Below are 21,270 nucleotides of genomic sequence, written 5' to 3'. Positions count from 1 at the left end.
GGCCTTGGCGGCCTTCACTTCCAATGTCTCCGCCACTTGCCTTTCGTCCCTTCGGTTCAGGCCACCGCTTCGAAATAGGTGGCAAATTCAGCGCGTATCGCGGTTTCGTCGGCGACGTCGCGGTTTCTTATATAGGTCAGCGCCAGCTCCGCGCGCTGCAAAGATTTGCCCGAAAGCGCCGTCGTGCGCGACGCGATGCCCGACATTTCCTCGAAAACACCGTTGCAGTGAAGGACGAGATCGCAGCCCGCCGCAAGGATCGAAGCCGCCTTTGTCGGGAAATCCCCAGAAAGTGCCTTCATCGAGGTGTCGTCGCTCATCAACAGCCCGTCAAAGCCGATCTCGCCGCGGATGACGTCGTTGACGACCTTGGCCGAGGCCGTCGCCGGATTGTTGGGATCGACGGCGCTGTAGACGACATGCGCCGTCATCGCCATCGGCAGCTGGTTGAGCGCCTTGAACGGAGCGAAATCATGCTGCCGCAGCTCTGCAAGCGGCGTATCGACCGTCGGCAGCGCAAAATGCGTGTCGGCCAAGGCGCGGCCATGACCGGGAATATGCTTCATGACCGGCAGCACGCCACCCGACATCAATCCTTCGGCAGAGGCGCGGCCAAGCTCGATCGCGGCTGCCGGCTCCTTGCCATAGGCCCGCGCGCCGATAACGTCGCTGGCGCCCTCGACCGGGACGTCGAGCACCGGCAGGCAGTCGGCCGTGATGCCGAGGCGGGAAAGATCGAAGGCGTGCAGCCGCGCCATCAGCCAGGCAGCGCGGCGGCCGGCTTCGCGGTCATCGCGCCACAAAGCGCCGAGCGCGCCGCCCGCGGGATAGTTCGGCGCCAGCGGTGGCCGCAGGCGCTGCACTCGGCCGCCTTCCTGATCGATGAAGACCGGGGCGTCGGGCCGCCCGACACTATCGCGCATCGAAGCGACCAGGTCACGGATCTGCCCGGCCTCGCCGATATTGCGGGCAAACAGGATGAAGCCCCACGGGCGCTCATCGCGATAGAAGCGGATTTCCTCGTCAGTGAGGGATTTCCCGGCGCAGCCGAGGATCATGGATTTTGATTCGCTCATGGAGGAATCTTAGGGCTTTGGGCGGGCAAAGGGAATCACCCTGCCTTCCGGTATCCGAAAGCTGACAACCGTCCACAACGAAAAGCCGGCGCGGCCTTGCGGCGGCGCCGGCTTGAGAGGGTCAGATCGATCAGCGCGACACGAAGCAGTTGCCGCCGGCCGCCTTGTAGCTGGTGCAGAGCGCGATCGCGTCGTTGCGCGACTTCGCCGGAACGCGAACCCGGTAGAACGTGCCCTTGCCCGCGACTTCGGCCTTGACGATGCTGGCCGTGCGGCCGGTAAGCACGCTGCCGTAACGACGCTGCAGATCCTGGTAGGACGACTGCGCGCTTTCAACCGTCGGCTGCGAAGCGATCTGCATCGACCACGCGCCGCCGCCGGCAGCCGCCGGATCGATGGAGGCGACCTGGTCGGGCTTTACCTCGCCGACGATGTCGACCGGTTGGTCGGACGGGCGCGCCGGCGCCACCGGCACCATGGCCGGCGTGTTGCTCGACTGAGCCTTGGCCTCAATCTTCTTTGCGGGCTTCACCGGCTTGACAGCCGTATCAGCCTGGTCCCCGTCGGAAGCCACGGTTCCTGTCTGCTGGCCGTCGGATGCCGGTGCGACATGCTGCGGCGCCGGATCGGTCGGCTCGGCCGCGGCGATCTTCGGCGCAGCAGCCGGAACCGGGTCCTCGCGCGGAACCAGCGAGCCGTCAGGCTTCACCATCATCGTCTTGACCTTGCGCGGCGCAACGGCAACGACATCGGTATTGGCGCCGTTGCCGCTGTCCTGCTGCAGCACCTGGGCGATGCGGTCTTCCGATTTCGGCGCCGGCGCGGCCGGCTGGGCATTTGCCGGAGCCGCTTGCGCGACGCCAGGCAAGGCCGCGTCCGGCTTGTTAGCAGCATCCGTGGCGCCTGCCGAGGCGTCTCCATCGTTGGGCGAAAGATCGACGACGCGGCTCTGCTGCGGCTCCTTGGATGCCACGTCGACCGGCTGCTCGGTGGTGTTCACCAGCTTCTGCTGCACCGGCTCGGCGGGCTTGGCCGTGCCGCCCTTGACCACGGCGTCATAGACCTTGTTGTCCTGGTTGGGCACCACCGCGCCGCCCGGGTTTTCCGGCTTGATCTTGATCGGCGAATTGTCGGCCTTGACGATCACCGGCGCTTCGCCGCCACCCTTGCCACCGAAGGAGAAGGCAAGCGCGCCGAGACCGCCGGCGATCACCACCGCGCCGACAAGCGCCGCGATCATCATTCCACGCCGGCGTGGCTGTGCCGCTTCACGTTCGGCAAGTCCAGGGATCGCCATCGCCTCTTCGAGCTCGGGATCGTAGTCGAGCTCGTCGGTGGCGAAATCGTCGGCCTGCGAAACCGGCCGGCTGCCGGGCAAATCGTCGGCGTCGTAGTCGTTGGCGACGGCGTATGAAGCGGGCGCCGCCGGAGCGGCCGGCGCCTCGGCGCGCAGATCGCGACGCTCATAGCCATTGAAGCCGGCGTTGTAGGAATCGTCCTCATAACCACGCTTCGGCGCGGTCGTGGGTGCGATCTCCGTCGCGTTCATGTCGGTGAGCAGACTGGCGAATTCCGCGTCGAGATCGTCGTAGGCGGGCGCCGCCGGCTGGTCCTCCTCGAAGCTGAGCTCCGGAATGTCGAGGTCGTCCGCAAGAGCGACAACACGCTCCGGCACATCGACCGTTTCCACGTCAGGCGCGTCATCATGCTGGCGGGACTGCGGCGCGGCAGGCCTGGCATAGGCGGAGTAATCCATAGCCGGTTCGCTGCGATAGGCAGGCGCCGCGGCCTGCGGCGGCGCAACGGGCGCTGCCATCTGCGGCGCAACGGGCGCCGGCTGTGCGGCAAATGCAGGCTGCGTCGAAAAAGCGGCGGTCGGGGTTGAACGGCTCCACGACGACCTGGCCGGCTCGGCGGATGCCGGCCAGTCGAGCGAATTGGCCGGGCTCCCGGCCGGAGCGGTCATGCTCGGCGCGGCTGCGTGCTCGGCCTCGATACCCTTGGTGACAGCGGCATCGAAAGCGTCGTCATCGAAATCGACGCTGGGCTCCGTGCTGGAAGCCGAAGGTGCGAAATCCTGGCGGTCGAGCTCGCTAGCGAGCAGATCGTCCAGATCGTCTTCGACGGGCTGTGCGTGCTGCGACGCCTGGCGCTTGTCGAGACCCCAATCGAGGTTCTCGACCGCCTTCGGGGCGGCGTAGCTGGCTGGCTGCACGACAGGTTGCGGCGCCGGAGCGGCTTCCTTGACCGTCGGCATCGGCCGCGCGGTCATGGCGCCGAGCAGCGCGTTGAGCTCGTCCTCGAGGCTGCGCTCGCTTGCAGCAGGCTTTGCCGGCTCGACCGCGGCGACGGGCGGAACCGGCGCGGCGGCGACAGGAGCCGGTTGGATCAGGTAAGGCCGGGCCGCGGCGACGGGCTCGACGGCCGGAGCCTGCGGCTCCTCGTTCAAGGCATCGCGGAAGTTCAGCTCGAAATCATCGTCGAGGGACTGCGCGGCGACGGGTTCGGCCGGAGCCTGCGGCTCCTCGTTCAAGGTATCGCGGAAGCTCAGCTCGAAATCATCGTCGAGGGACTGCGTGGCGACGGGTTCGGCATCGTGGGGCTCGGATTCAACCGCGAAGTGCTGAACCTCGGCAGGCATTTCGACAGCCGGCGCCGGCTCGTCGGCAACCGGCAGCTCCGGCTCCTGGAAATCCTCGCGTTCACCGAGGTCCAAATCTTCACTGAGACGCAAATCTTCACCGAGACCCAAATCGACATCGGTCATCGCCTGGTCGAAATGGCCGGTAAAGTCATCCTCGGAAATCAGCGGAGCGGCGGCATGAGCCTCGGTCGGCTCGGCGGCTACGGGATGCTGCTCCGGCTCTTGAGTGTCGAACGCCATCTCGTCTTCGAGCGACATCTGCACCGCATTGTCGAAATCGGCGTCGAACGCCGTTTCGCTGGCGGACTGCACAGCCTCGACGGCCTGCTGATGGACGTCGGCGGCTTCGTGATGGTCGAACTGGAAATCCTGATCCAGCGAAGCGGCCATCTCCTGGTCGATTGCGGGTTCGTCCTCGAACCTCGATGCATCGAAAGAACCCGCGACTGCCTTGTCGAAATCATCGTCAAAAGCGACTTCAGGCTCGGGGGCGATTTCGGGTTCGGCCGCAAACTTTGGTTCGAATACTTTTGGTTCGGAAAATCGGGCCGTGGCGAAGTCGGCGTGGTCGGCCGCGTCATCGAAGACGAAATCCTGTTCGAAGGACGCGGTGAGTTCGTCGTCATTCGCCGGCGTGCTGGCGGCTTCGTAAGCCGGCTCCTGCGCGATCCGGTAGAGATGCGGCTGCTGCGCGACCGGCGCACTGTCCTCGACAGCGTCGAGTTCGCCCATCAGCTCCTTTTCGAGGTCGATGTCGAAATCGGCCTCATCCGCAACCTGGTTTGCCGGCGCGGCTCTTTCGCCGGCAGGCTGCCTGACCGGCTGGCGCGGGTCGAAGCCCATGATCCGGGTCAGTTCCGCGAACGGATCGTCGGCGGCGATGTCGTTGTGGTCGGCTATTTTCAGCGGGGTTCTGTCTGCCATTATTGTTCCCGAACTCGCACACAGTCGGACGCCATGGACGTCGCGCAGGGTTGGCCATTACCAGCGCAATGTGGGCAAAAGGTGACAGGTTTTTTAGTTAAACCTAACGCATTTCGGTGGGCGCGTCTGCCCCGATCAGCGTCAGGCCGGACGTCAAGACATCCGAAACAGCCTGCACCAGCCCTAGTCTGGCATAGGTTGATTCTCGGTCGTTAACCTTAACAAAACGTAAGTCCGGATTGTCGTTGCCGCGATTCCACTGTGCATGGAAGCCGGAAGCGAGATCATAGAGGTAGAAAGCGAGCCGGTGCGGCTCCTGCGCAAGTGCGGCGGATTCGATCAGCCGCGGGTATTCTGCCAGCTTGCGGATGAGCGCGATTTCACCCTCGTCGGCCAGCGTCGCCACCGATGCCGACAGCCGGTCGCGGTCGAAATTCGGCTCGCCCAACTGCTCGCTCGCCTGGCGGAACACCGAATGGCAGCGCGCCGACGCGTACTGCACATAAAACACCGGATTGTCCTTCGACTGCTCGGTGACCTTGGCAAAGTCGAAATCGAGCGGCGCATCGCTCTTGCGGTAAAGCATCATGAAGCGGATCGCGTCGCGGCCAACCTCCTCCACCACCTCGCGCAAGGTGATGAAATCACCCGAACGCTTCGACATGCGGACCGGTTCGCCGTCGCGAAACAGCTTGACCAGGTTGCAAAGCAGGACCGTCAGCTTGACCTTGTCGCCGGCAACCGCGCGCGCCAGCGCCTCCAGCCGCTTGACGTAGCCGCCATGATCGGCGCCGAGCACATAGATCAGCTCGACGAAGCCGCGCTCGACCTTGTCCTTGAGATAGGCGACGTCGGCGGCGAAATAGGTGAACGAGCCGTCCGACTTGACCAGCGCCCGGTCCATGTCGTCGCCGACCGCGGTCGAGCGGAACAGCGTCTGCTCGCGGTCTTCCCAATCCTCAGGCTTCTCGCCCTTGGGCGGCGGCAGCTTGCCCTTGTAAATATGGCCCTTCAGCGTCAGGTCGGCGATCGCCGCGCGGATCTTCTTGGCGTTGTCGGCATGCAGTGTGCGCTCGGAGAAGAACACGTCGTGATGCACGTTGAGCAGCGCCAGATCCTCGCGGATCATCACCATCATCGCATCGACGGTACGATCTTTGACGATGGCCAGCGCCTCGTCATCCGGCATCTGCAGCAGGTTACGGCCGAATTCCTTGGCCAGCGCCTGGCCGACGGGAACGAGATAATCACCTGGGTAGAGACCCGACGGGATTTCGCCGATGTCGTCGCCGAGCGCTTCGCGATAGCGCAGCATCGCCGAGCGTCCCAGCACGTCGATCTGCGACCCGGCGTCGTTGATGACATATTCCTTGGTGACGTCGAAGCCGGCGAAGGCCATCAGATTGGCGAGCGCGTCGCCGACCACGGCACCCCGGCAATGGCCGACATGCATGGGTCCGGTCGGATTGGCCGAGACATATTCGACATTCGCCTTGCGGTCGCCGCCGATCTTCGAACGCCCGTAATCGCGCCCTTCGCCAAGAAGCGACGTCAGATGCGTATGCCAGAAACCGTCCTTCAGCCTCAGATTGACGAAGCCGGGCCCGGCGACCTCGGCCGAAGCGACATCGGCATCGGCGCGCAGCACCTCGACCAGCTTTTCCGCCAGCGCGCGCGGGTTCTCGCCGGTCGGCTTAGCCAGCACCATCGCGGCGTTGGTGGCAAGATCGCCATGGCTGGCGTCGCGCGGCGGCTCGACGGCGATGCGCGACAGATCCGGCGACGCGCCATCCTTGTCCTTCAGGTCAAGGGCTTCGACAGCTTTTACGATCCGCGCGTTGAAATCGGCGAAGATATTCATGGGATATGCTCTGGGCTTTAAGGGCGACCGGCCGTTTGGCCGGCAAAATCGTGGCTCGCCCTAGCTCAAATCGGGCGTATGGTCAAACAGACGCCGGTGTTCCTTGATCGCGTAGGTGTCGGTCATGCCGGCCAGGAAGTCGGCCACGCTGCGCGCCTTGATGCGATCCTCGGCCCGGTCGAGCCCTTCGCGCCAGCCATCCGGCATGGCGCGTGGATCGGCGAAATAGACATCGAACAGGTCGCGGACGATCTGCTCCGCTTCGGCCCGCACGCGCATCACCTCCGCGTGCCGGTAGAGATGTTTGTAGAGAAAGGCCTTCAGCTCCTTCTCCGCCGCGGCCATGCCGGCCGAGAAGGTCACCAGGGTCTCGCCTGCAGCGCGCACCGCATCGGCGCTGTCCGGCTTCAGGCGTTCGATGTTGGCGGTCGTCGACGCGATGACGTCCTCGACCATCAGCGTGATCTGCCGGCGCATCAGCTCATGGCCGGTGCGCACATCGTCAAGCTGAGGATACTTCACGCGCACACCCTTCAGGATCGAGCCGGGCAAGCCGACCTCTTCCAGCATCTCCAGCGTCAGCAGGCCGGCGCGCAGACCGTCATCGATGTCGTGTGTGTTGTAGGCGATGTCGTCGGCGATCGCCGCGCATTGCGCCTCGATGCCGGCGAAGCGGTCGAGCTCGAGGTCGTGCAGCTCGGAATAATCGCGGATCGCCTGCGGCACCGGACCCTTGAGCCCCTTCCCGCTCGCATCGGTCAGCGGGCCGTTATGCTTGACCAGCCCTTCCAGCGTTTCCCAGGTGAGGTTCAGCCCGTCGAACTCGGCATAACGCCGCTCGAGCCGCGTGACGACACGCAGCGACTGCGCGTTGTGGTCGAAACCACCCCAGGTCGCCATCTTCTCGTTGAGCGCGTCCTCGCCGGTGTGACCGAATGGCGTGTGACCGAAATCGTGGACAAGGGCGACAGCTTCGGCCAGGTCCTCGTCGCCACGCAGTGCCCGCGCCAGGGCGCGAGCGATCTGCGCCACCTCGATCGAATGCGTCAGGCGCGTGCGGTAGTGGTCGCCTTCGTGGGCGACGAAGACCTGCGTCTTGTGCTTCAGCCGGCGAAAAGCGGTCGAATGGATGATGCGGTCGCGGTCGCGCTGGAACGGCGTGCGCGTCGGGCTTTCGGCCTCGGGAAACAGGCGGCCGCGCGATTGCGCCGGATCGCAGGCATAGGCTGCGCGCGGCCGATAGCCGAACCCAATGTCGCCAAGCTCATTTGACATGGCTGATGCCGCCGCAGTTGACTTGCCCCTTCCCGCTTCATACCTATCATGTGAAACCGAAAGCAAGGTGACGCCCATGGGCGCTGATGCCAAGACTGCCATGAAAGTCGAGATGACCGACTCCGCCGCCAAGCGGATCGCGAAAATCGTCTCTGGCGAAGCCGGCAAGACGGCCTTGCGCGTTTCCGTCGAAGGCGGCGGCTGCTCCGGCTTTTCCTACAAGTTCGATCTGGTCGATACGCGCAACGACGACGACGTCGCCATCGAGAAGGATGGCGCCACGGTCCTGATCGACGATCTGTCGCTTGTCTATATGGGCGGCTCGGTGATCGACTTCGTCGACGACCTGATGGGCCAGTCCTTCCAGATCAGGAACCCGAACGCCGTCGCCTCCTGCGGCTGCGGCACCAGCTTCTCCATCTAGCGTATCCCGGATGCCAGGCGTCGGCGCGGTCCGTCAGGTCGCGCTCTCGGCCGGTCGAGATCTCGATGCGACGCTTGCCTTCTGGCAGGGTGTGCTCGGCATGAATGTGCACGCCCGCTACGATCCGCCCGGCATGGCCTTCATCCTGGCCGGGGATGTGCGCCTGCTCTTCACCGACGGCGTTCCGGCAGGCACCGTCTATCTCGACATCATCGGGCTTGAAGCTTTCCACGCAGAGGCCAAAGCCGCCGGTATTCCTTTCATCGCGCCGCCGGCCCTTGTCCATCGCGACACCGAGGGCCAGTTCGGCCCGGCGGGGGAAAGCGAATGGATGGCCTTTCTAAAGGACCCCGCAGGCAATACGATCGGCCTTGTCGAACGTCTCCCGTCCGAGCAGCATTGAGGTCCGCATGAAGATCGTCACCTGGAACATCAACGGCGTTCGCGCCCGCATCGGCAATCTCACCCATTGGCTGACCGAGAGCGCGCCGGACATCGTCTGCCTGCAGGAGATCAAGAGCGTTGACGAGCTGTTCCCGCGCGCCGAGATCGAGGCGCTGGGCTACAATGTCGAGACCAACGGCCAGAAGAGCTTCAACGGCGTCGCCATCCTGTCCAAGCTGCCCTTCGACGAGGTCAATCGCGGCCTGCCGGGCGACGATGCCGATGACCATGCCCGCTTCATCGAGGGCGTTTTTTCGACTGACCAGGGCGCGCTGCGCGTCGTCTCGCTCTACCTGCCCAACGGCAACCCGATCGATGACGAACGCAAGTTCGCCTACAAGCTATCCTGGATGGCGAGGCTGGAGCGCTGGGCCGAAGAGCGGCTGCGCCTGGAGGAAGCGCTGGTGCTGGCCGGCGACTACAATGTCATTCCCGAACGCGCCGACGCCAGGTTTCCCGACAACTGGCTGGGTGACGCGCTGTTCCAGCCGCAGACAAGGCAGGCTTTCCGCCGGCTGAAGAACCTCGGCTTCACCGAAGCGGTACGAGCCGTCACCGATTCGCCCGATGTCTACACTTTCTGGGACTACCAGGCCGGCGCCTGGCAGAAGAACAACGGCATCCGCATCGACCACCTGCTGCTGTCGCCGGAAGCGGCCAACCGCTTCTCGTCGGCCTCGGTCGAAAAACACGTGCGCGCCTGGGAGAAACCCTCCGACCACGTGCCGGTGGCTATCGAACTCAGCCTGCAGCCGGCCTGAACCTCCAGGCCCTTGCCGGACCCTGATATCGCCACAAATCGCGCGTTTCATGCGCTTGTTGCGGGGTTTCATGGCGATCCGAATTCATTCCTGGCCGCTCGGGCTTGCGTTGGCGTTTTCCGCGCCGGCGCCGCTGCTGGCGGCGCCGACTTGCCTGGCCAATGGCAAGTCGTTCAATGTCGGTGAGATGGCCTGCCTGACGGTTGCCGACCAGGCTCACTTCGCCCGCTGCGACATGGTTCTCAACAACACGTCCTGGACCAAGATCAAGGACGAATGCCCCGGCGAGACGCCAAAACCGCATCCGACCTCGATGACGCCGGCGCCCAACACGGCGCCGACGGAGCCGACGGAAAACTAAGACGGAGGCCCTGCCGGGAGATCAACAGCGCCTACTGGTCGCCGTTGTTGCCCTTGGTCAGAATGTCATCGGCAAGCGAGATCGCCGTGCGGCGGTCGGCCTCGCCGGCGGCGGCGAAAGCATCCTCCTGCATGCTGCGGATCCACGTCTGGTCGGCCGGCGGAGCACGCTCCAGCGCCGCCGTCATCATCGCCAGGCCGCGCACGACCTTGCCGCTCTGGAACAGAAGGTTGCCAAGCGTCGCTTGCGCGCCGGCATGACCCTTCTCGGCTGCCAGTTGCAGCCAGCGGCCGGCCTGCTTGACGCTGGCCTTCACACCGCCCTCGCCTTTCAGGAACATCCGGCCGATCTCGAACTGGGCGTTCGGATTGCGGTAATTGGCGGCGGCGCGCATGTAATATTCCTGCGCGGCGACTTCGTTTTCCTCCACCGGACTGCCGGGGATGCCCTTGCGCAGATAATCGCCAAGCGCCACCAGCGCGTCCGACACATAACTTTCTTCCGGTGAGCCCGGTTCGACGTCCTGATCGACGATCTCGGAGAAGAACTTGAAGGCGGCATAGTCGTCGCGCGTCACGCCGTCGCCTTCGGCATACATGCGCGCAAGCTTCCAGGTGGCGCCGATCTGGCCGTTCTCGGCGGCGTATTTGTAGGCCTCGACCGCCTGGTCCTTATGGCCGTTCTTGTAGGCCGAAAAGCCGAACTGGAAGACTGCCCAAGGGGAGGATTTCGGCTTCACGCCGGTCTTGTCGTCGAACACCTTGTCGTCGAAGGCCATGGCCTGTCCGACGGCGCCCAAGATCGCGAAAGCGACCAGTGCCGAAAAGACAGTTGACCTCAACACCTCAGATGTCCGCATAGCAGTGCGTTTCTTTGGCGGCACCCGGATGGGTGACCGCGCCATCGCGCGCCGGCCCTACGGTTTGCGCATATTTCCAGATTGCGCCGGACTGGTAATCGGTCTCGCGCGCCGTCCAATTCTTTGCCCGGGCCGCCAGTTCGGCATCCGACAGCGCCACCTCGATCGTGCCTTTGACCGCATCGATCGAGATCACGTCGCCATCCCGGATCAACCCGATCGGCCCGCCGACCGCCGCCTCCGGCCCGACATGGCCGATGCAGAAGCCGCGCGTCGCGCCGGAGAAGCGTCCGTCGGTGATCAGCGCCACCTTGCCGCCCATGCCCTGGCCGTAAAGTGCCGCCGTCGTCGACAGCATCTCACGCATGCCCGGACCACCGCGCGGCCCCTCGTAGCGGATGACGAGAACCTCGCCCTCCTGGTAGTTGCGCTGCGTGACCGCTTCGAAACATTCCTCTTCCGAGATCGAAGCAGCGCGCCGGACCGGAAAATGTCAGTTCCGACATGCCGGCGACCTTCACGATCGCGCCTTCAGGGGCGAGGTTCCCCCTCAAGCCCACAACGCCGCCTGTCTTGGTGATCGGCCGATTGGCGGGACGCACAACATCCTGGCTGTCATTCCAGGCAACGTGCTCCATGTTTTCGGCCAAAGTGCGGCCAGTCACGGTGAGGCAGTCGCCATGCAGATAGCCATGGTCGAGCAACGTCTTCATCAACAACGGGATGCCGCCGGCCTCGAACATATCCTTGGCGACATATTTGCCGCCCGGCTTGAGGTCGGCGATGTAGGGCGTCTTCTCGAAGATCGCGGCCACGTCGAAAAGATCGAACTTGATACCGGCCTCATGCGCGATCGCCGGCAGGTGCAATGCGGCATTGGTCGAGCCGCCAGTGGCGGACACCACCGTTGCGGCATTCTCCAGCGCCTTCAGCGTGACGATGTCGCGCGGCCGGATGTTCCTGGCGATCAGCTCCATGACCTTCTCGCCGGAGGCGAAATTGAAACGGTCGCGCATCTCATAGGGCGCCGGCGCGCCGCAGGAATAGGGCAGCGCCAGACCGATCGCCTCGGCGACGGTCGCCATGGTGTTGGCGGTGAACTGCGCGCCGCATGAGCCGGCCGACGGACAAGCGACCTGTTCGATTTCGAGCAGTTCAGCGTCGCTGATGGTGCCGACAGAATGCTGGCCGACCGCTTCGAACACGTCCTGTACGGTGATCTGCCTGCCGCGATAGCTGCCGGGCAGGATCGAGCCGCCATAGATGAAGATCGACGGCACGTTGAGCCGCACCATCGCCATCATCATGCCGGGCAGCGACTTGTCGCAGCCGGCAAGTCCGACCAGCGCGTCGTAGCAATGGCCGCGCATGGTGAGCTCGACCGAATCGGCAATCACCTCTCGCGACACCAGCGACGACTTCATGCCCTGGTGGCCCATGGCGATGCCGTCGGTGACGGTGATGGTGCAGAACTCGCGCGGCGTGCCGTTGGCGGCCGCCACGCCCTTCTTCACCACCTGCGCCTGGCGCATCAGCGAGATGTTGCAGGGCGCGGCTTCGTTCCAGCAGCTGGCGACGCCGACTAGAGGCTGCGCGATTTCGGCCGCCGAAAGTCCCATGGCGTAGAGGTAGGAGCGATGCGGCGCGCGCGCCGGACCAACGGTCACGTAGCGGCTCGGCAGCTTGGCCTTGGAGATTACCTTGGCGTCCATCATCGTCCTTGCCGCACACCCCGCGGCCGGTCCCATCGCCGCGCCAACCTGACACGTGCCCCGGGACATATCTCGGGTGCTCCGGGTTTATGGCGGGAAATGGGCGGTTCCCTCGGCAAGTCTTTTAGCGCGGGGGTTGTTCATAAACTGTTGCCAAAACGTCACAATCACATGAGGCGCGGGTTGTGCGGTGAATCTGCAACGTCGCGGCAGGAGATCAGGTCGGGCCGCCAATCGGACAACAAAAAAGGCCGGGCGTTGCCCGGCCTTTTTCTCGAATTTTCAGAAACTTAGAACTTGATCTTGATTCCACCCGACACTGCCGTGACCAAGTCGTTGCCGAAGTCATAGCTTACATCGGTACCGGCCACATAGCCGTTCTTGTCAGTCAAGGTGCCGGAATGGCCGCTCGTCAACACGCCGATCGCGCCGGCCAGGCGAATTTCGACGTTCGGGCGCGGCGTGTAGGCGACGCCGCCGCCGAGGGTCCATGTGTCGCTCTGCGAACCGTAACCATGCGAGGTGCCACGATCCCACGTGAGCTGACCAGCAGCACTCCACTGATCGTTGAACTTGTGGCCAATACCGCCGCTGACCGTCCAGCCGTCCCGATACATCAGATCCAGGGAGGTCCACCTGACCGGTATCGGAGAGGTCGTCGTACAGGCGGCAACCCCTTTTGAAGCCTGCGAGCAGATCGGAATGCTCTGCAGAATGCTCCAGTTGACCCACTTGATCGAACCGAACGCAAGCCAGCCGGGGGCTATACCCGACTGAACCTTCAATTCGACGGAATCCGGCATCGAAGCTTCACCATAGATCGGAACAAGCGGACCGCCGACATGGGTTAGGTCAAGGGTACCCGAGATGTTGTCCAGCTTCACTTGGGAATTGTAGACAAGGCTGGCGCGCAACGCGATCTCAGGAATTTCGTAGGCCAGTCCGGCTCGCCAACCCCAACCACTGCTCGACAAATCGACGCGACCGGTGCCGGAGAAATTCGGGAAGAGCGGCGACACAAGGTCTTCCTTGAAGCCATAGACTTCCTGATAAAACACGCCGCCAATAAAGCGAACCTGGCCCTTGCCGGCATCCATCTTATAGGAGCAGGTAGTTGCGTAGTTGTCGCTGTTGATTTTAGTTTCCATGTTGGACTGCGCGCCAACCCACTGGCCAGGCGCCGTATGCGCACCCCAAGGCTGCGAGTAGTCGAACATACAGTCGACACCTGGCACGACTTGCGCCTTTACGCCGATGCGTGGCACCCAGTAGTTCTCGCTGTCCTTGGCACTGGTCGAACCTACGACGGTACCGTTGAACGGGTCGGTATCCTTCGCGTTCTTAAGTTTGCGATCTGGCATCACGTAGGTCGCTTCCGCTTCCGTGGCGAAAGGAGCCGGATCAAAAAGAAGGTCGATATCGTAACCACCGCGTTCAATGCCACCGGCATGCGCGGGGTGCATCGCAGCTCCGACCAGAGCCAGTGAAAAACACCCTGCCCCGAACAGCGCTTTGAGCCGCAGATTGTTCATGGAATTCCCTCCCCGAAATACAAGTGGCTCAAGCTAGAACCAATTCGGGTTAAGGACGCAACAACGATTTCAAAAGTTGTACATGTACACCTTGACAGCGCGCATTTTCGCCACGGTGACTAGGGTCGGCACAGCCGCATAAATCGCTCCAACCGGCATCCAACGGCCAAGAAAATGGGAAAAACCGGTCAAAACAGTGCGAAAATGGCTGTTTTTGGCGGGTATTGGCCCCATTGTTACATTATGGCAACAATGGGGCGCAAAGTTTCCCTTTACGTCAAAATTAACGCAACGACATGCCTGTTTCATAGGCGGCTGACCTACCGGAAACCGGCGCCTGGCGAGCAGCGAATCTTGCCGCTCAGCCGGCGTCGCGAACCCTGGTCAAAGCCACCGAAAGCTTCTCCTGCGCCTCGCGATATTCGTTGAGCTTTTCACGCTCCGCCTCGACGATCTCGGCCGGTGCGCTGGCGACGAACTTTTCGTTCGAAAGCTTCTTGTGCAGCCGCGCGATTTCCTCGGTCACCTTGCCCAGCTCCTTCTGCAGCCGCGCGGCCTCGGCCTGGAGATCGATCAGGCTGCCGAGCGGCAGGCAGATCGTCGCCTCGTTGACCACAATCTGTGCCGAGCCCTTGGGTGCGGCATCGGCAAGCGAGATTTCGCCGACCCGCGCCAGTCGCTTGATCGCCTGTTCCTCGCGGACCAACCGCTGACGCGTCGCCGCATTGGCGCCGACCACGACCAACGGCGCGATCGCCGCCGGCGGCACGTTCATTTCCGAACGCACCGACCTGATGCCCGAGACAAGCTCGACCAGCCAGTTGATGTCGGCGGCAGCCTCGTCATCCTCGAAGTCGGGCGACGGCCAGGCGGCATGGCAAAGCAGCGTTTCGCGCTCCCTGCCCTCGCCCGCGGTCTCGGCCCACAATTCCTCGGTCATGAACGGCATCATCGGATGCAGGAGCTTGTAGATCTCGTCGAGCACGAAGGCGACGCAAGCCCGGCTTTCCGCCTTGGCGGCCTCGTCCGTGCCCATGAACACCGGCTTCAGGAGCTCCAGATACCAGTCGCAGAACAAGTTCCAGACGAAACGATAGGCAGCGCCCGCCGCCTCGTTGAAGCGATAGCTGGTGATGCCCTCGGTGATCGCGCGCGCCGCCCGCGTCAGCTCCGTCAGGATCCAGCGGTTGACCGCGAGTTTTGCGTCGTTCAGCCAGACCTCGTCATTGCGGGCGACCTCGTTCATCTCGGCAAAGCGCGTCGCGTTCCACAGCTTGGTGCCGAAATTGCGGTAGCCGGCGATACGCGCCGGGTCGAGCTTCACGTCGCGCCCTTGCGCCGCCATGACCGTCAGCGTGAAGCGCAGCGCGTCGGCGCCATACTCATCGATCAGGTCAAGCGGGTCGATGACGTTGCCTTTCGACTTCGACATCTTCTGCCCGTTCTTGTCGCGCACCAGTGCATGCACATAGACGGTGTGGAATGGCTCCTCATGCATGAAATGCAGGCCCATCATCATCATCCGGGCAACCCAGAAGAAAATGATGTCGAAGCCGGTGACCAGCACGTCGGTCTGGTAGTAGGTCTTGAGCTCCGGCGTGTGATCGGGCCAGCCCAGCGTCGAGAACGGCCAAAGTGCCGAGGAGAACCAGGTGTCGAGTACGTCCTCGTCGCGGGTCAGGATCTCGCCCGGCTTGAAGTTCTCGAGCTTGTCCTCGACCCAGGCCTTCCATGGGCCTTCCAGGGCCAGATAATATTCGACGGCCGCGGCCAGCGCCTCTTCTTCGGTCTTCTCGACGAAGACGCGCCCGTCCGGCCCGTACCAGGCCGGGATCTGGTGGCCCCACCAGAGCTGGCGCGAAATGCACCAGGGCTGGATGTTCTCCATCCAGTCGAAATAGGTCTTTTCCCAATTCTTCGGCACGAAGTTGGTACGGCCCTCGCGTACCGAGGCGATCGCCGGCTTGGCCAGCTCGGCCGCATTGGCATACCACTGCTCGGTCAGGAACGGCTCGATCGGCACGCCGCCGCGGTCGCCATGCGGCACGGCATGGCGATGCGGCTCGACCTTGTCGAGGAAGCCGCCTCCTTCCATGAGCTCGACGATCTTCTTGCGCGCAACGAACCGGTCGAGCCCGTCGAGCTCGTCCCAGACAGCCTGACGTTCCGGCGTGGCATCGAGGCCCGCGAGGAAGTCCTCATTGTCCTTGAGCTTGATCGCAGCCTCGACCGTCAGGATGTTGATCGCCGGCAGCTTGTGGCGCTTGCCGACCTCGAAATCGTTGAAGTCATGCGCGGGCGTGATCTTGACCGCGCCGGAGCCCTTCTCCGGATCGGAATACTCATCCGCGACAACAGGTATTTTGCGGCCGACGATCGGCAGCACGACATTGCGGCCGACGAGATCGGTGAAGCGCTCGTCATCCGGATTGACGGCCACCGCCGTATCGCCGAGCATCGTCTCGGGACGGGTCGTGGCCACGACAATGAATGTCTTCGGGTTCTCCGGATCGAACACCTCGCCTTCGATCGGATAGCGGAAGTGCCAGAGATTGCCGTTGACCTCATGCTGCTCGACTTCGAGATCGGAAATGGCGGTGAGCAGTTTCGGATCCCAATTCACAAGGCGCTTGTCCTTGTAAATCAAGCCTTCCTTGTAGAGGCCGACGAAAACTTCGAGGACCGCCTTGGACAGGCCCTCGTCCATGGTGAAGCGTTCGCGTGACCAATCGGCCGAAGCGCCGAGCCGCTTCAGCTGGTTGAGGATCGATCCGCCGGATTCCGCCTTCCACTCCCAGACTTTCTCGATGAACTGTTCGCGCGTCAGATCGCGGCGATGGATCTGCTTTTCCATCAGCTGGCGCTCGACCACCATCTGCGTGGCGATGCCGGCATGGTCCATGCCGGGCTGCCACAGCACGTTCTTGCCGCGCATGCGCTCGAAGCGCACGAGGATGTCCTGCAGCGTGTTGTTGAGCGCGTGGCCCATATGCAGCGAGCCGGTGACGTTCGGCGGCGGGATGACCACGGTGAAGGCTTCGGCCCCTTCCTCCGCGCCCGCGCCGGCGCGGAAGGCATCCGCCTCTTCCCAGACTTTGGCGATCTTCGGCTCGACGGTCTTGGCGTCGTAGGTCTTTTCAAGCATGGGAAAACGGTCCGCGCTGTCGGGATTTTTATCGGTTCGGTGTAAATCGGAAGGTCTTGGCCAAGTCAACCGCAAGGGCAGCGGCCAGCTCACAGATAGGCCTGTCGCAGCCAACGGCAATGCCTGAGCGGCGCCCGCGAGCACCCCGAAACGAAAACGCCGCCCGGGCGGCGTCTTGCAACCCGAAAATTGCGATGCGCTACTGCGCGCCGCGCGCGACGCGCTCGATCTCTTCGCGCACCAGCCTCTCGACCAGCGTCGGCAGATTGTTGTCCAGCCAGTCCTGCAGCATCGGCCGCAGCATCTCCTCGGCCATCTCGTCGAAGCTTTTCTTGCCACGGCTGGCAAAGGCATCCGACAGCTCGCCAAAGGCAGCCGCCACCTGACGTCCGGTATGTTCCGAAACGATAGCTGGCCGGGCCGTCGGCGTCTCCGGCGCGGGCGCGGGGTCTGGGTGCACGGCGGCAACGTCAACCGCTGGCCTTGCGTCCTCTTTTGGCGTCTCTGCTTTCGGCGCCGGCTCCGGCGCGCGAACCGTCGGCTTGGCGGTAACCGTGCCGCCACCCGCGGCCGCGATTTCGCGCCGCCAATCGGAGACAATGGTCTCGGCGGTTTGCGGCGCGCTTGCCGGGGCGGGCTTGCTCACTGCAACCGGCGCGCTGGGCTCAATCGCGCTCCTGGCACTGACATCGGCCAGGGTCGTCGGCGGCGATGCCGCCTTCACTGACTCCGGGCGGATCTCGGCACGCGCCACAGCCGGATCGGCGGCTGCAAGCTGGGCCTGAACTTCCGCCAACGTTACCGGCTTGCGCGGCTCGGCGTCGGCATGAAGTTCCGAGCGGAAAGCGTCAACCTCGACCACGGGGGCTGCAACCGCGCTCGGCTCCAGATCCTGGCGCAATTCAGCGGCATCGGGCTGCTTGCGGCCGGTGTCGCTGTCTTCGATGATCCTTCGGATCGAAGCCAGGATTTCTTCCATGGAAGGTTCGCGCTGCGCGCTGCTTGCCGTCGCCATCGTCACATCCGCCGCCCTTGTGACCCGTTGCGGAATTCCGCTCCCGCCCGGACCGGAATTCGAATCAGTGCGACTAGCGTAACCGACCGATCGCCATCCGAGAATCCCCAATATGGAGACGCGTTGGATTTCAACAGATTAGAGCAAATCCGGGAAAGGCGTGTGACGGTCGGGCTCGGCGGCTCGGCGCTTCCACGAACCGCTCCGAATGCCGCCGGGCCACGCCGCTCAAAAAGACAAACGCCGCGCATCCCTCGGATACGCGGCGCCTGCGAAAGGTTCAGGCTCTGGAATCAGCGGCCGTCTGGCGTGCGCAGTCCGATCCACTTGTCCTTGACGGCGTTGTAATGCTCTTCCGGTCTGTATTTCGTCACCGCCAGGCCGAGCCGGTCGACCGAGAGATGACCCATTGCAGACAGGATTGCATAGCTCGCCACCACAACGTCATGCTCGGAACTCGCCTGATTGATCTTGGCTGTGATGACGGCGTTCTGCGCGTTGAGCACGTCGAGCGTGGTGCGCTGACCGACATTACGTTCCTCGATGACGCCGTTGAGCGCTAGCTGCGCGGCGGCGATCACCTGGGTGTTGGCATCCACGCTTTCGCGCGCGGAGGTGTACTGCGTCCACGCCGTGACCAAAGCCTGGCGCACCTGATCGCGGCTGACGTCGACCTGGATGCGGGCTTCGCTCAAGGATTCCTTGTTCTGCCGCACGAGTGCCGACGTCCGCCCGCCCGAATAGATCGGGATGGTCAGCGTGGCGCCGATATCGGCTGATGTCGAGTTGCCGTTGGAGGTCGCGAACGAATTAGGAACGGTCTTGCTGTAATTGTCCGAGAGGCCGGCGGAAGCCGAAATCTGCGGCAGCAGCGCGCCCTCCGCGGACTTCACGGTAAATGCCGCGGCGTCGACGAGGTGCTGCGTGGCCAGAATGGCCGGATGTTCGGCCGAGGCGACGGATAGAGCCGAATCGAGGCTTCCTGGCAAAAGCTTGCCCAACGGCGAAGCAGCTTTCAGTTTACCCGGCTCGTCGCCGACGATCTGGTGATAGGTGGCGGCACTTGCCAAAGCGGTTGCACGAGCAGCGCTGAGCTGGGCCACGGCCGTCGCACGCGAGGCGTCGGCCTGCGCGACGTCGGTTCGGGTGCCTTCGCCGACCTCGAAGCGCGACCGCGCGGCGCGCGCCTGCTCGGTCAGGAACTGCAGGTTCTGCTCGGTCAACATCGCGACCTGGCGGTCGCGAATCACGTCCATATAGGCGCTTGCCGCATTGAACAGGATGTTCTCTTCGGTGTTGCGCAGGCTTTCGACCGAAGCCTTCACCTGCGATTCGGCGGCCGCGACATTGTTCCTGGTCTGAAAGCCGTCGAACAGCGTCTGGTTGATCTGCACGCCGAAGCTGCCCGTCGTTATTCTGCGGGTGGTGCCCACGGCATGCGTGTTCGTGTAGTCGACGCTTCCCGAACCGGTGATGGTCGGGCGCCAGCCCGACTTGGCGATGGCGACGCCTTCATCAGTGACCCGCACGCCGGCACGCGCCGCATTGAGCTGTGAATTGTATTGATAGGCCTTGGCGAGCGCGCCCAGGATGGTTTCGGCGGAGGCGGCCAGCGGCGAAAGCGCCGTGGCGGAAAAAAGGATAGCGAATAAAAATTTCTTTCGAACGGACGGCACGTTATTTCCCTCATTCGTTTGCATGGGAACCACGCCGCGCAAGCCCACCCCAAGGGGTCGACCGGCGCCGCGTTGTCTTATCGTTCCCCCGCTGACGGCCTCCCGAAAACTTCCCGGTTAACCAATCAGCAACGATTGCTGAACGCAAGCCATCATGACAGCGCCTTCGCTGCAAGGCAAAATCACTCAGAATTCGAATGCGTGGATGCGTTCAAATCCCGGTAGTGGCTTAATTGCCGCATTAAAGGCGCGTCTTCCGGTTACAACCCCCCTGCCTTAAAAAACAGCCGGGCGACACCTGAGTTGCCCTGCCCTTCCACGGCAACGAGGCGGCCCTCTTCGGCAAGCTGGTCGAGCAATGCCGCCGGCACTTCCTCGACGCTGCCGCCGATGAAGATGACGTTGTAAGGGCCCTTGGCGGCCTGCCCTTGCGGCAGCGCCCCGGTGACCACCGTGACGTTCTGGCAGCCAAGGCCCGAAAGCGTGGATTTCGCGGCTTCCGCCAGCGCCGGATCGCTCTCCAGCGCAACGACGGAACGCGCAAGTCGCGACAAGATCGCGGCCGAATAGCCGGTGCCGCAGCCGACATCGAGCACCGAATCGCTCGCATCGATCTCGGCCAGTTGCAGCAGCTTGGCGAACGGTGAGGGCTCCATCAAATAGCGCGCGCCGCCGCCATTGACGCCGTCCGAGATGCGGATGTCCTCGTCGATATAGGCAAGATCGCGCTGTCCGGCGTCGACGAAGATCTCGCGCGGCACCGATAGCATGGCGTCGATAAGCGGCGCGCTGGTGACGTCGGTGGTTCGGACCTGGCCATCGACCATTTTCAGGCGGCGTTCGGAGAAATCAGCGCTCATGTCCCAACCAATCCGCTCTCCGCGCGTCAAAGCGCGGCTCTGTTCGACTGGAACCTCCGCTCCGGCGCTATAGCGCTGGAGCCCGGGCATCTGGAGGCCTCGCCCGGAATCGAACCGGGGTGCAAGGATTTGCAGTCCTCTGCGTAACCACTCCGCCACGAGGCCTCGTAATGCTCCCGGCGTTCCGAGCGAACTCATTATGTTGGTGCTGAAAGGTCGTCAAGCGCCCCTGCGCCATTCCCCGCGCTTTCCGGCGCAAGCGAATAAATTGGTGATTACCAATCCGTTTTGGCCGATCAAGACAGAAATCCCATGGCGCCGCGCTGTCGCGACCGCCGGCCCCTTAGTTCGGCCGGCGCCGGCGTTCCCACCAGATGACGAAGCGGCGCCGGTGGCGGCGCACCAGCGCGAACTCGTAGGACAACACCAGGAGACCGATCGGAATCATCCAGAAGCCGAGTATAGGCAGAAAGCCGAGGATGCCGCCGATGGTCAGCAGCACGCCGATCGCGACCCTCAAGCCGCGCGAACGGGGCATGGTGAACTCGCGGCCGAAGATCGAAATCTTGCGCGCCGGTGCGCTGTTGTCGTCGGTTGCCGTCATTCCTTGAACCTGTTCCTGTTCCCGCGATCGAACCCTTCAAAGGCAAAAGCGGCGTGGCGCCTCTTGTTCCCGATAGGATCGCGGATGGCTGATATGA

At 63.5% G+C, this 21,270-nt stretch carries 14 protein-coding genes, 1 tRNA gene and 2 pseudogenes; 4 read left to right on the top strand and 13 right to left on the bottom strand.

Going from position 1 to position 21,270, the window contains the following annotated elements:
* Nucleotides 1-56: 56 nt before the first annotated feature.
* From nagZ to ACVDG8_RS33555, 4 genes are all read right to left on the bottom strand, one after another.
* On the bottom strand, nt 57-1,076 hold the full coding sequence (gene nagZ, locus ACVDG8_RS33570; RefSeq protein ID WP_447252308.1) for a beta-N-acetylhexosaminidase: 1,020 nt from the start codon (nt 1,074-1,076) through the stop codon (nt 57-59).
* 130 nt (nt 1,077-1,206) lie between these two features.
* Entirely contained in the window at nt 1,207-4,644 is a 3,438-nt protein-coding gene (locus tag ACVDG8_RS33565; protein ID WP_455707397.1) for an SPOR domain-containing protein, read from the bottom strand.
* A 103-nt stretch (nt 4,645-4,747) separates the two neighbouring features.
* A complete protein-coding gene (gene argS / locus ACVDG8_RS33560) occupies nt 4,748-6,505 on the bottom strand; it encodes an arginine--tRNA ligase (RefSeq protein ID WP_447252305.1) in 1,758 nt (585 codons plus the stop codon).
* Between the two features lie 60 nt (nt 6,506-6,565).
* A complete protein-coding gene (locus ACVDG8_RS33555; protein ID WP_447252304.1) occupies nt 6,566-7,780 on the bottom strand; it encodes a deoxyguanosinetriphosphate triphosphohydrolase in 1,215 nt (404 codons plus the stop codon).
* A 76-nt stretch (nt 7,781-7,856) separates the two neighbouring features.
* Between ACVDG8_RS33555 and erpA the strand changes: the two genes are divergently transcribed.
* From erpA to ACVDG8_RS33535, 4 genes are all read left to right on the top strand, one after another.
* Nucleotides 7,857-8,204, top strand: coding sequence for an iron-sulfur cluster insertion protein ErpA (gene erpA, locus ACVDG8_RS33550; RefSeq protein WP_447252303.1), 348 nt, complete (start codon nt 7,857-7,859; stop codon nt 8,202-8,204).
* Nucleotides 8,205-8,214: 10 nt separating this feature from the next.
* A complete protein-coding gene (locus ACVDG8_RS33545) occupies nt 8,215-8,607 on the top strand; it encodes a VOC family protein (protein WP_447252302.1) in 393 nt (130 codons plus the stop codon).
* Nucleotides 8,608-8,614: 7 nt separating this feature from the next.
* Complete coding sequence (gene xth / locus ACVDG8_RS33540; protein ID WP_447252301.1) at nt 8,615-9,409, top strand: exodeoxyribonuclease III; 795 nt, start codon at nt 8,615-8,617, stop codon at nt 9,407-9,409.
* Between the two features lie 70 nt (nt 9,410-9,479).
* Nucleotides 9,480-9,770 carry a hypothetical protein gene (locus ACVDG8_RS33535; RefSeq protein WP_447252300.1) on the top strand — a complete coding sequence of 97 codons (291 nt, stop codon included), beginning with the start codon at nt 9,480-9,482 and terminating at the stop codon, nt 9,768-9,770.
* A 31-nt stretch (nt 9,771-9,801) separates the two neighbouring features.
* Here ACVDG8_RS33535 and ACVDG8_RS33530 read toward each other — a convergent pair whose 3' ends face one another.
* From ACVDG8_RS33530 to ACVDG8_RS33490, 9 genes and pseudogenes are all read right to left on the bottom strand, one after another.
* Complete coding sequence (locus ACVDG8_RS33530; protein ID WP_447252299.1) at nt 9,802-10,629, bottom strand: tetratricopeptide repeat protein; 828 nt, start codon at nt 10,627-10,629, stop codon at nt 9,802-9,804.
* Nucleotides 10,616-12,341: pseudogene (gene ilvD, locus ACVDG8_RS33525) on the bottom strand (dihydroxy-acid dehydratase). Before ilvD ends, ACVDG8_RS33530 begins: the two are co-directional and overlap by 14 nt.
* Before the next feature lie 290 nt (nt 12,342-12,631).
* Nucleotides 12,632-13,873 (bottom strand): outer membrane protein transport protein, encoded by a 1,242-nt coding sequence (locus ACVDG8_RS33520; RefSeq protein WP_447252298.1) that lies wholly within the window; start codon nt 13,871-13,873, stop codon nt 12,632-12,634.
* A 361-nt stretch (nt 13,874-14,234) separates the two neighbouring features.
* Nucleotides 14,235-17,018, bottom strand: coding sequence for a valine--tRNA ligase (locus ACVDG8_RS33515; protein ID WP_447252297.1), 2,784 nt, complete (start codon nt 17,016-17,018; stop codon nt 14,235-14,237).
* A gap of 199 nt (nt 17,019-17,217) precedes the next feature.
* On the bottom strand, nt 17,218-18,033 hold the full coding sequence (locus ACVDG8_RS33510; protein WP_447252296.1) for a DUF2497 domain-containing protein: 816 nt from the start codon (nt 18,031-18,033) through the stop codon (nt 17,218-17,220).
* 293 nt (nt 18,034-18,326) lie between these two features.
* Nucleotides 18,327-19,709, bottom strand: a complete 1,383-nt coding sequence (locus tag ACVDG8_RS33505) for a TolC family outer membrane protein (RefSeq protein WP_447252295.1) — start codon at nt 19,707-19,709, stop codon at nt 18,327-18,329.
* A gap of 186 nt (nt 19,710-19,895) precedes the next feature.
* Nucleotides 19,896-20,569, bottom strand: a pseudogene (locus tag ACVDG8_RS33500) (protein-L-isoaspartate O-methyltransferase family protein).
* 91 nt (nt 20,570-20,660) lie between these two features.
* Nucleotides 20,661-20,734: transfer RNA gene (locus tag ACVDG8_RS33495), tRNA-Cys, on the bottom strand.
* Nucleotides 20,735-20,912: 178 nt separating this feature from the next.
* Nucleotides 20,913-21,173 carry a hypothetical protein gene (locus ACVDG8_RS33490; RefSeq protein WP_447252294.1) on the bottom strand — a complete coding sequence of 87 codons (261 nt, stop codon included), beginning with the start codon at nt 21,171-21,173 and terminating at the stop codon, nt 20,913-20,915.
* Nucleotides 21,174-21,270: the final 97 nt, after the last annotated feature.

This window comes from Mesorhizobium sp. ORM8.1 (assembly GCF_053005525.2).
The sequence above is the reverse complement of the archived record's forward strand: the minus strand, read 5'-3'. Positions and strand labels throughout refer to the sequence as shown.

What these genes read in the sequence shown, in the direction of transcription:
- ACVDG8_RS33545 (WP_447252302.1), top strand. Translation starts at nt 8,215, where the DNA reads ATGCCAGGCGTCGGCGCGGTCCGTCAGGTCGCGCTCTCGGCCGGTCGA.
- argS (WP_447252305.1), bottom strand. Translation starts at nt 6,505, where the DNA reads ATGAATATCTTCGCCGATTTCAACGCGCGGATCGTAAAAGCTGTCGAA.
- nagZ (WP_447252308.1), bottom strand. Translation starts at nt 1,076, where the DNA reads ATGAGCGAATCAAAATCCATGATCCTCGGCTGCGCCGGGAAATCCCTC.
- ACVDG8_RS33565 (WP_455707397.1), bottom strand. Translation starts at nt 4,644, where the DNA reads ATGGCAGACAGAACCCCGCTGAAAATAGCCGACCACAACGACATCGCC.
- ACVDG8_RS33515 (WP_447252297.1), bottom strand. Translation starts at nt 17,018, where the DNA reads ATGCTTGAAAAGACCTACGACGCCAAGACCGTCGAGCCGAAGATCGCC.
- ACVDG8_RS33510 (WP_447252296.1), bottom strand. Translation starts at nt 18,033, where the DNA reads ATGGCGACGGCAAGCAGCGCGCAGCGCGAACCTTCCATGGAAGAAATC.
- ACVDG8_RS33535 (WP_447252300.1), top strand. Translation starts at nt 9,480, where the DNA reads ATGGCGATCCGAATTCATTCCTGGCCGCTCGGGCTTGCGTTGGCGTTT.
- ACVDG8_RS33490 (WP_447252294.1), bottom strand. Translation starts at nt 21,173, where the DNA reads ATGACGGCAACCGACGACAACAGCGCACCGGCGCGCAAGATTTCGATC.
- xth (WP_447252301.1), top strand. Translation starts at nt 8,615, where the DNA reads ATGAAGATCGTCACCTGGAACATCAACGGCGTTCGCGCCCGCATCGGC.
- erpA (WP_447252303.1), top strand. Translation starts at nt 7,857, where the DNA reads ATGGGCGCTGATGCCAAGACTGCCATGAAAGTCGAGATGACCGACTCC.
- ACVDG8_RS33530 (WP_447252299.1), bottom strand. Translation starts at nt 10,629, where the DNA reads ATGCGGACATCTGAGGTGTTGAGGTCAACTGTCTTTTCGGCACTGGTC.
- ACVDG8_RS33555 (WP_447252304.1), bottom strand. Translation starts at nt 7,780, where the DNA reads ATGTCAAATGAGCTTGGCGACATTGGGTTCGGCTATCGGCCGCGCGCA.
- ACVDG8_RS33520 (WP_447252298.1), bottom strand. Translation starts at nt 13,873, where the DNA reads ATGAACAATCTGCGGCTCAAAGCGCTGTTCGGGGCAGGGTGTTTTTCA.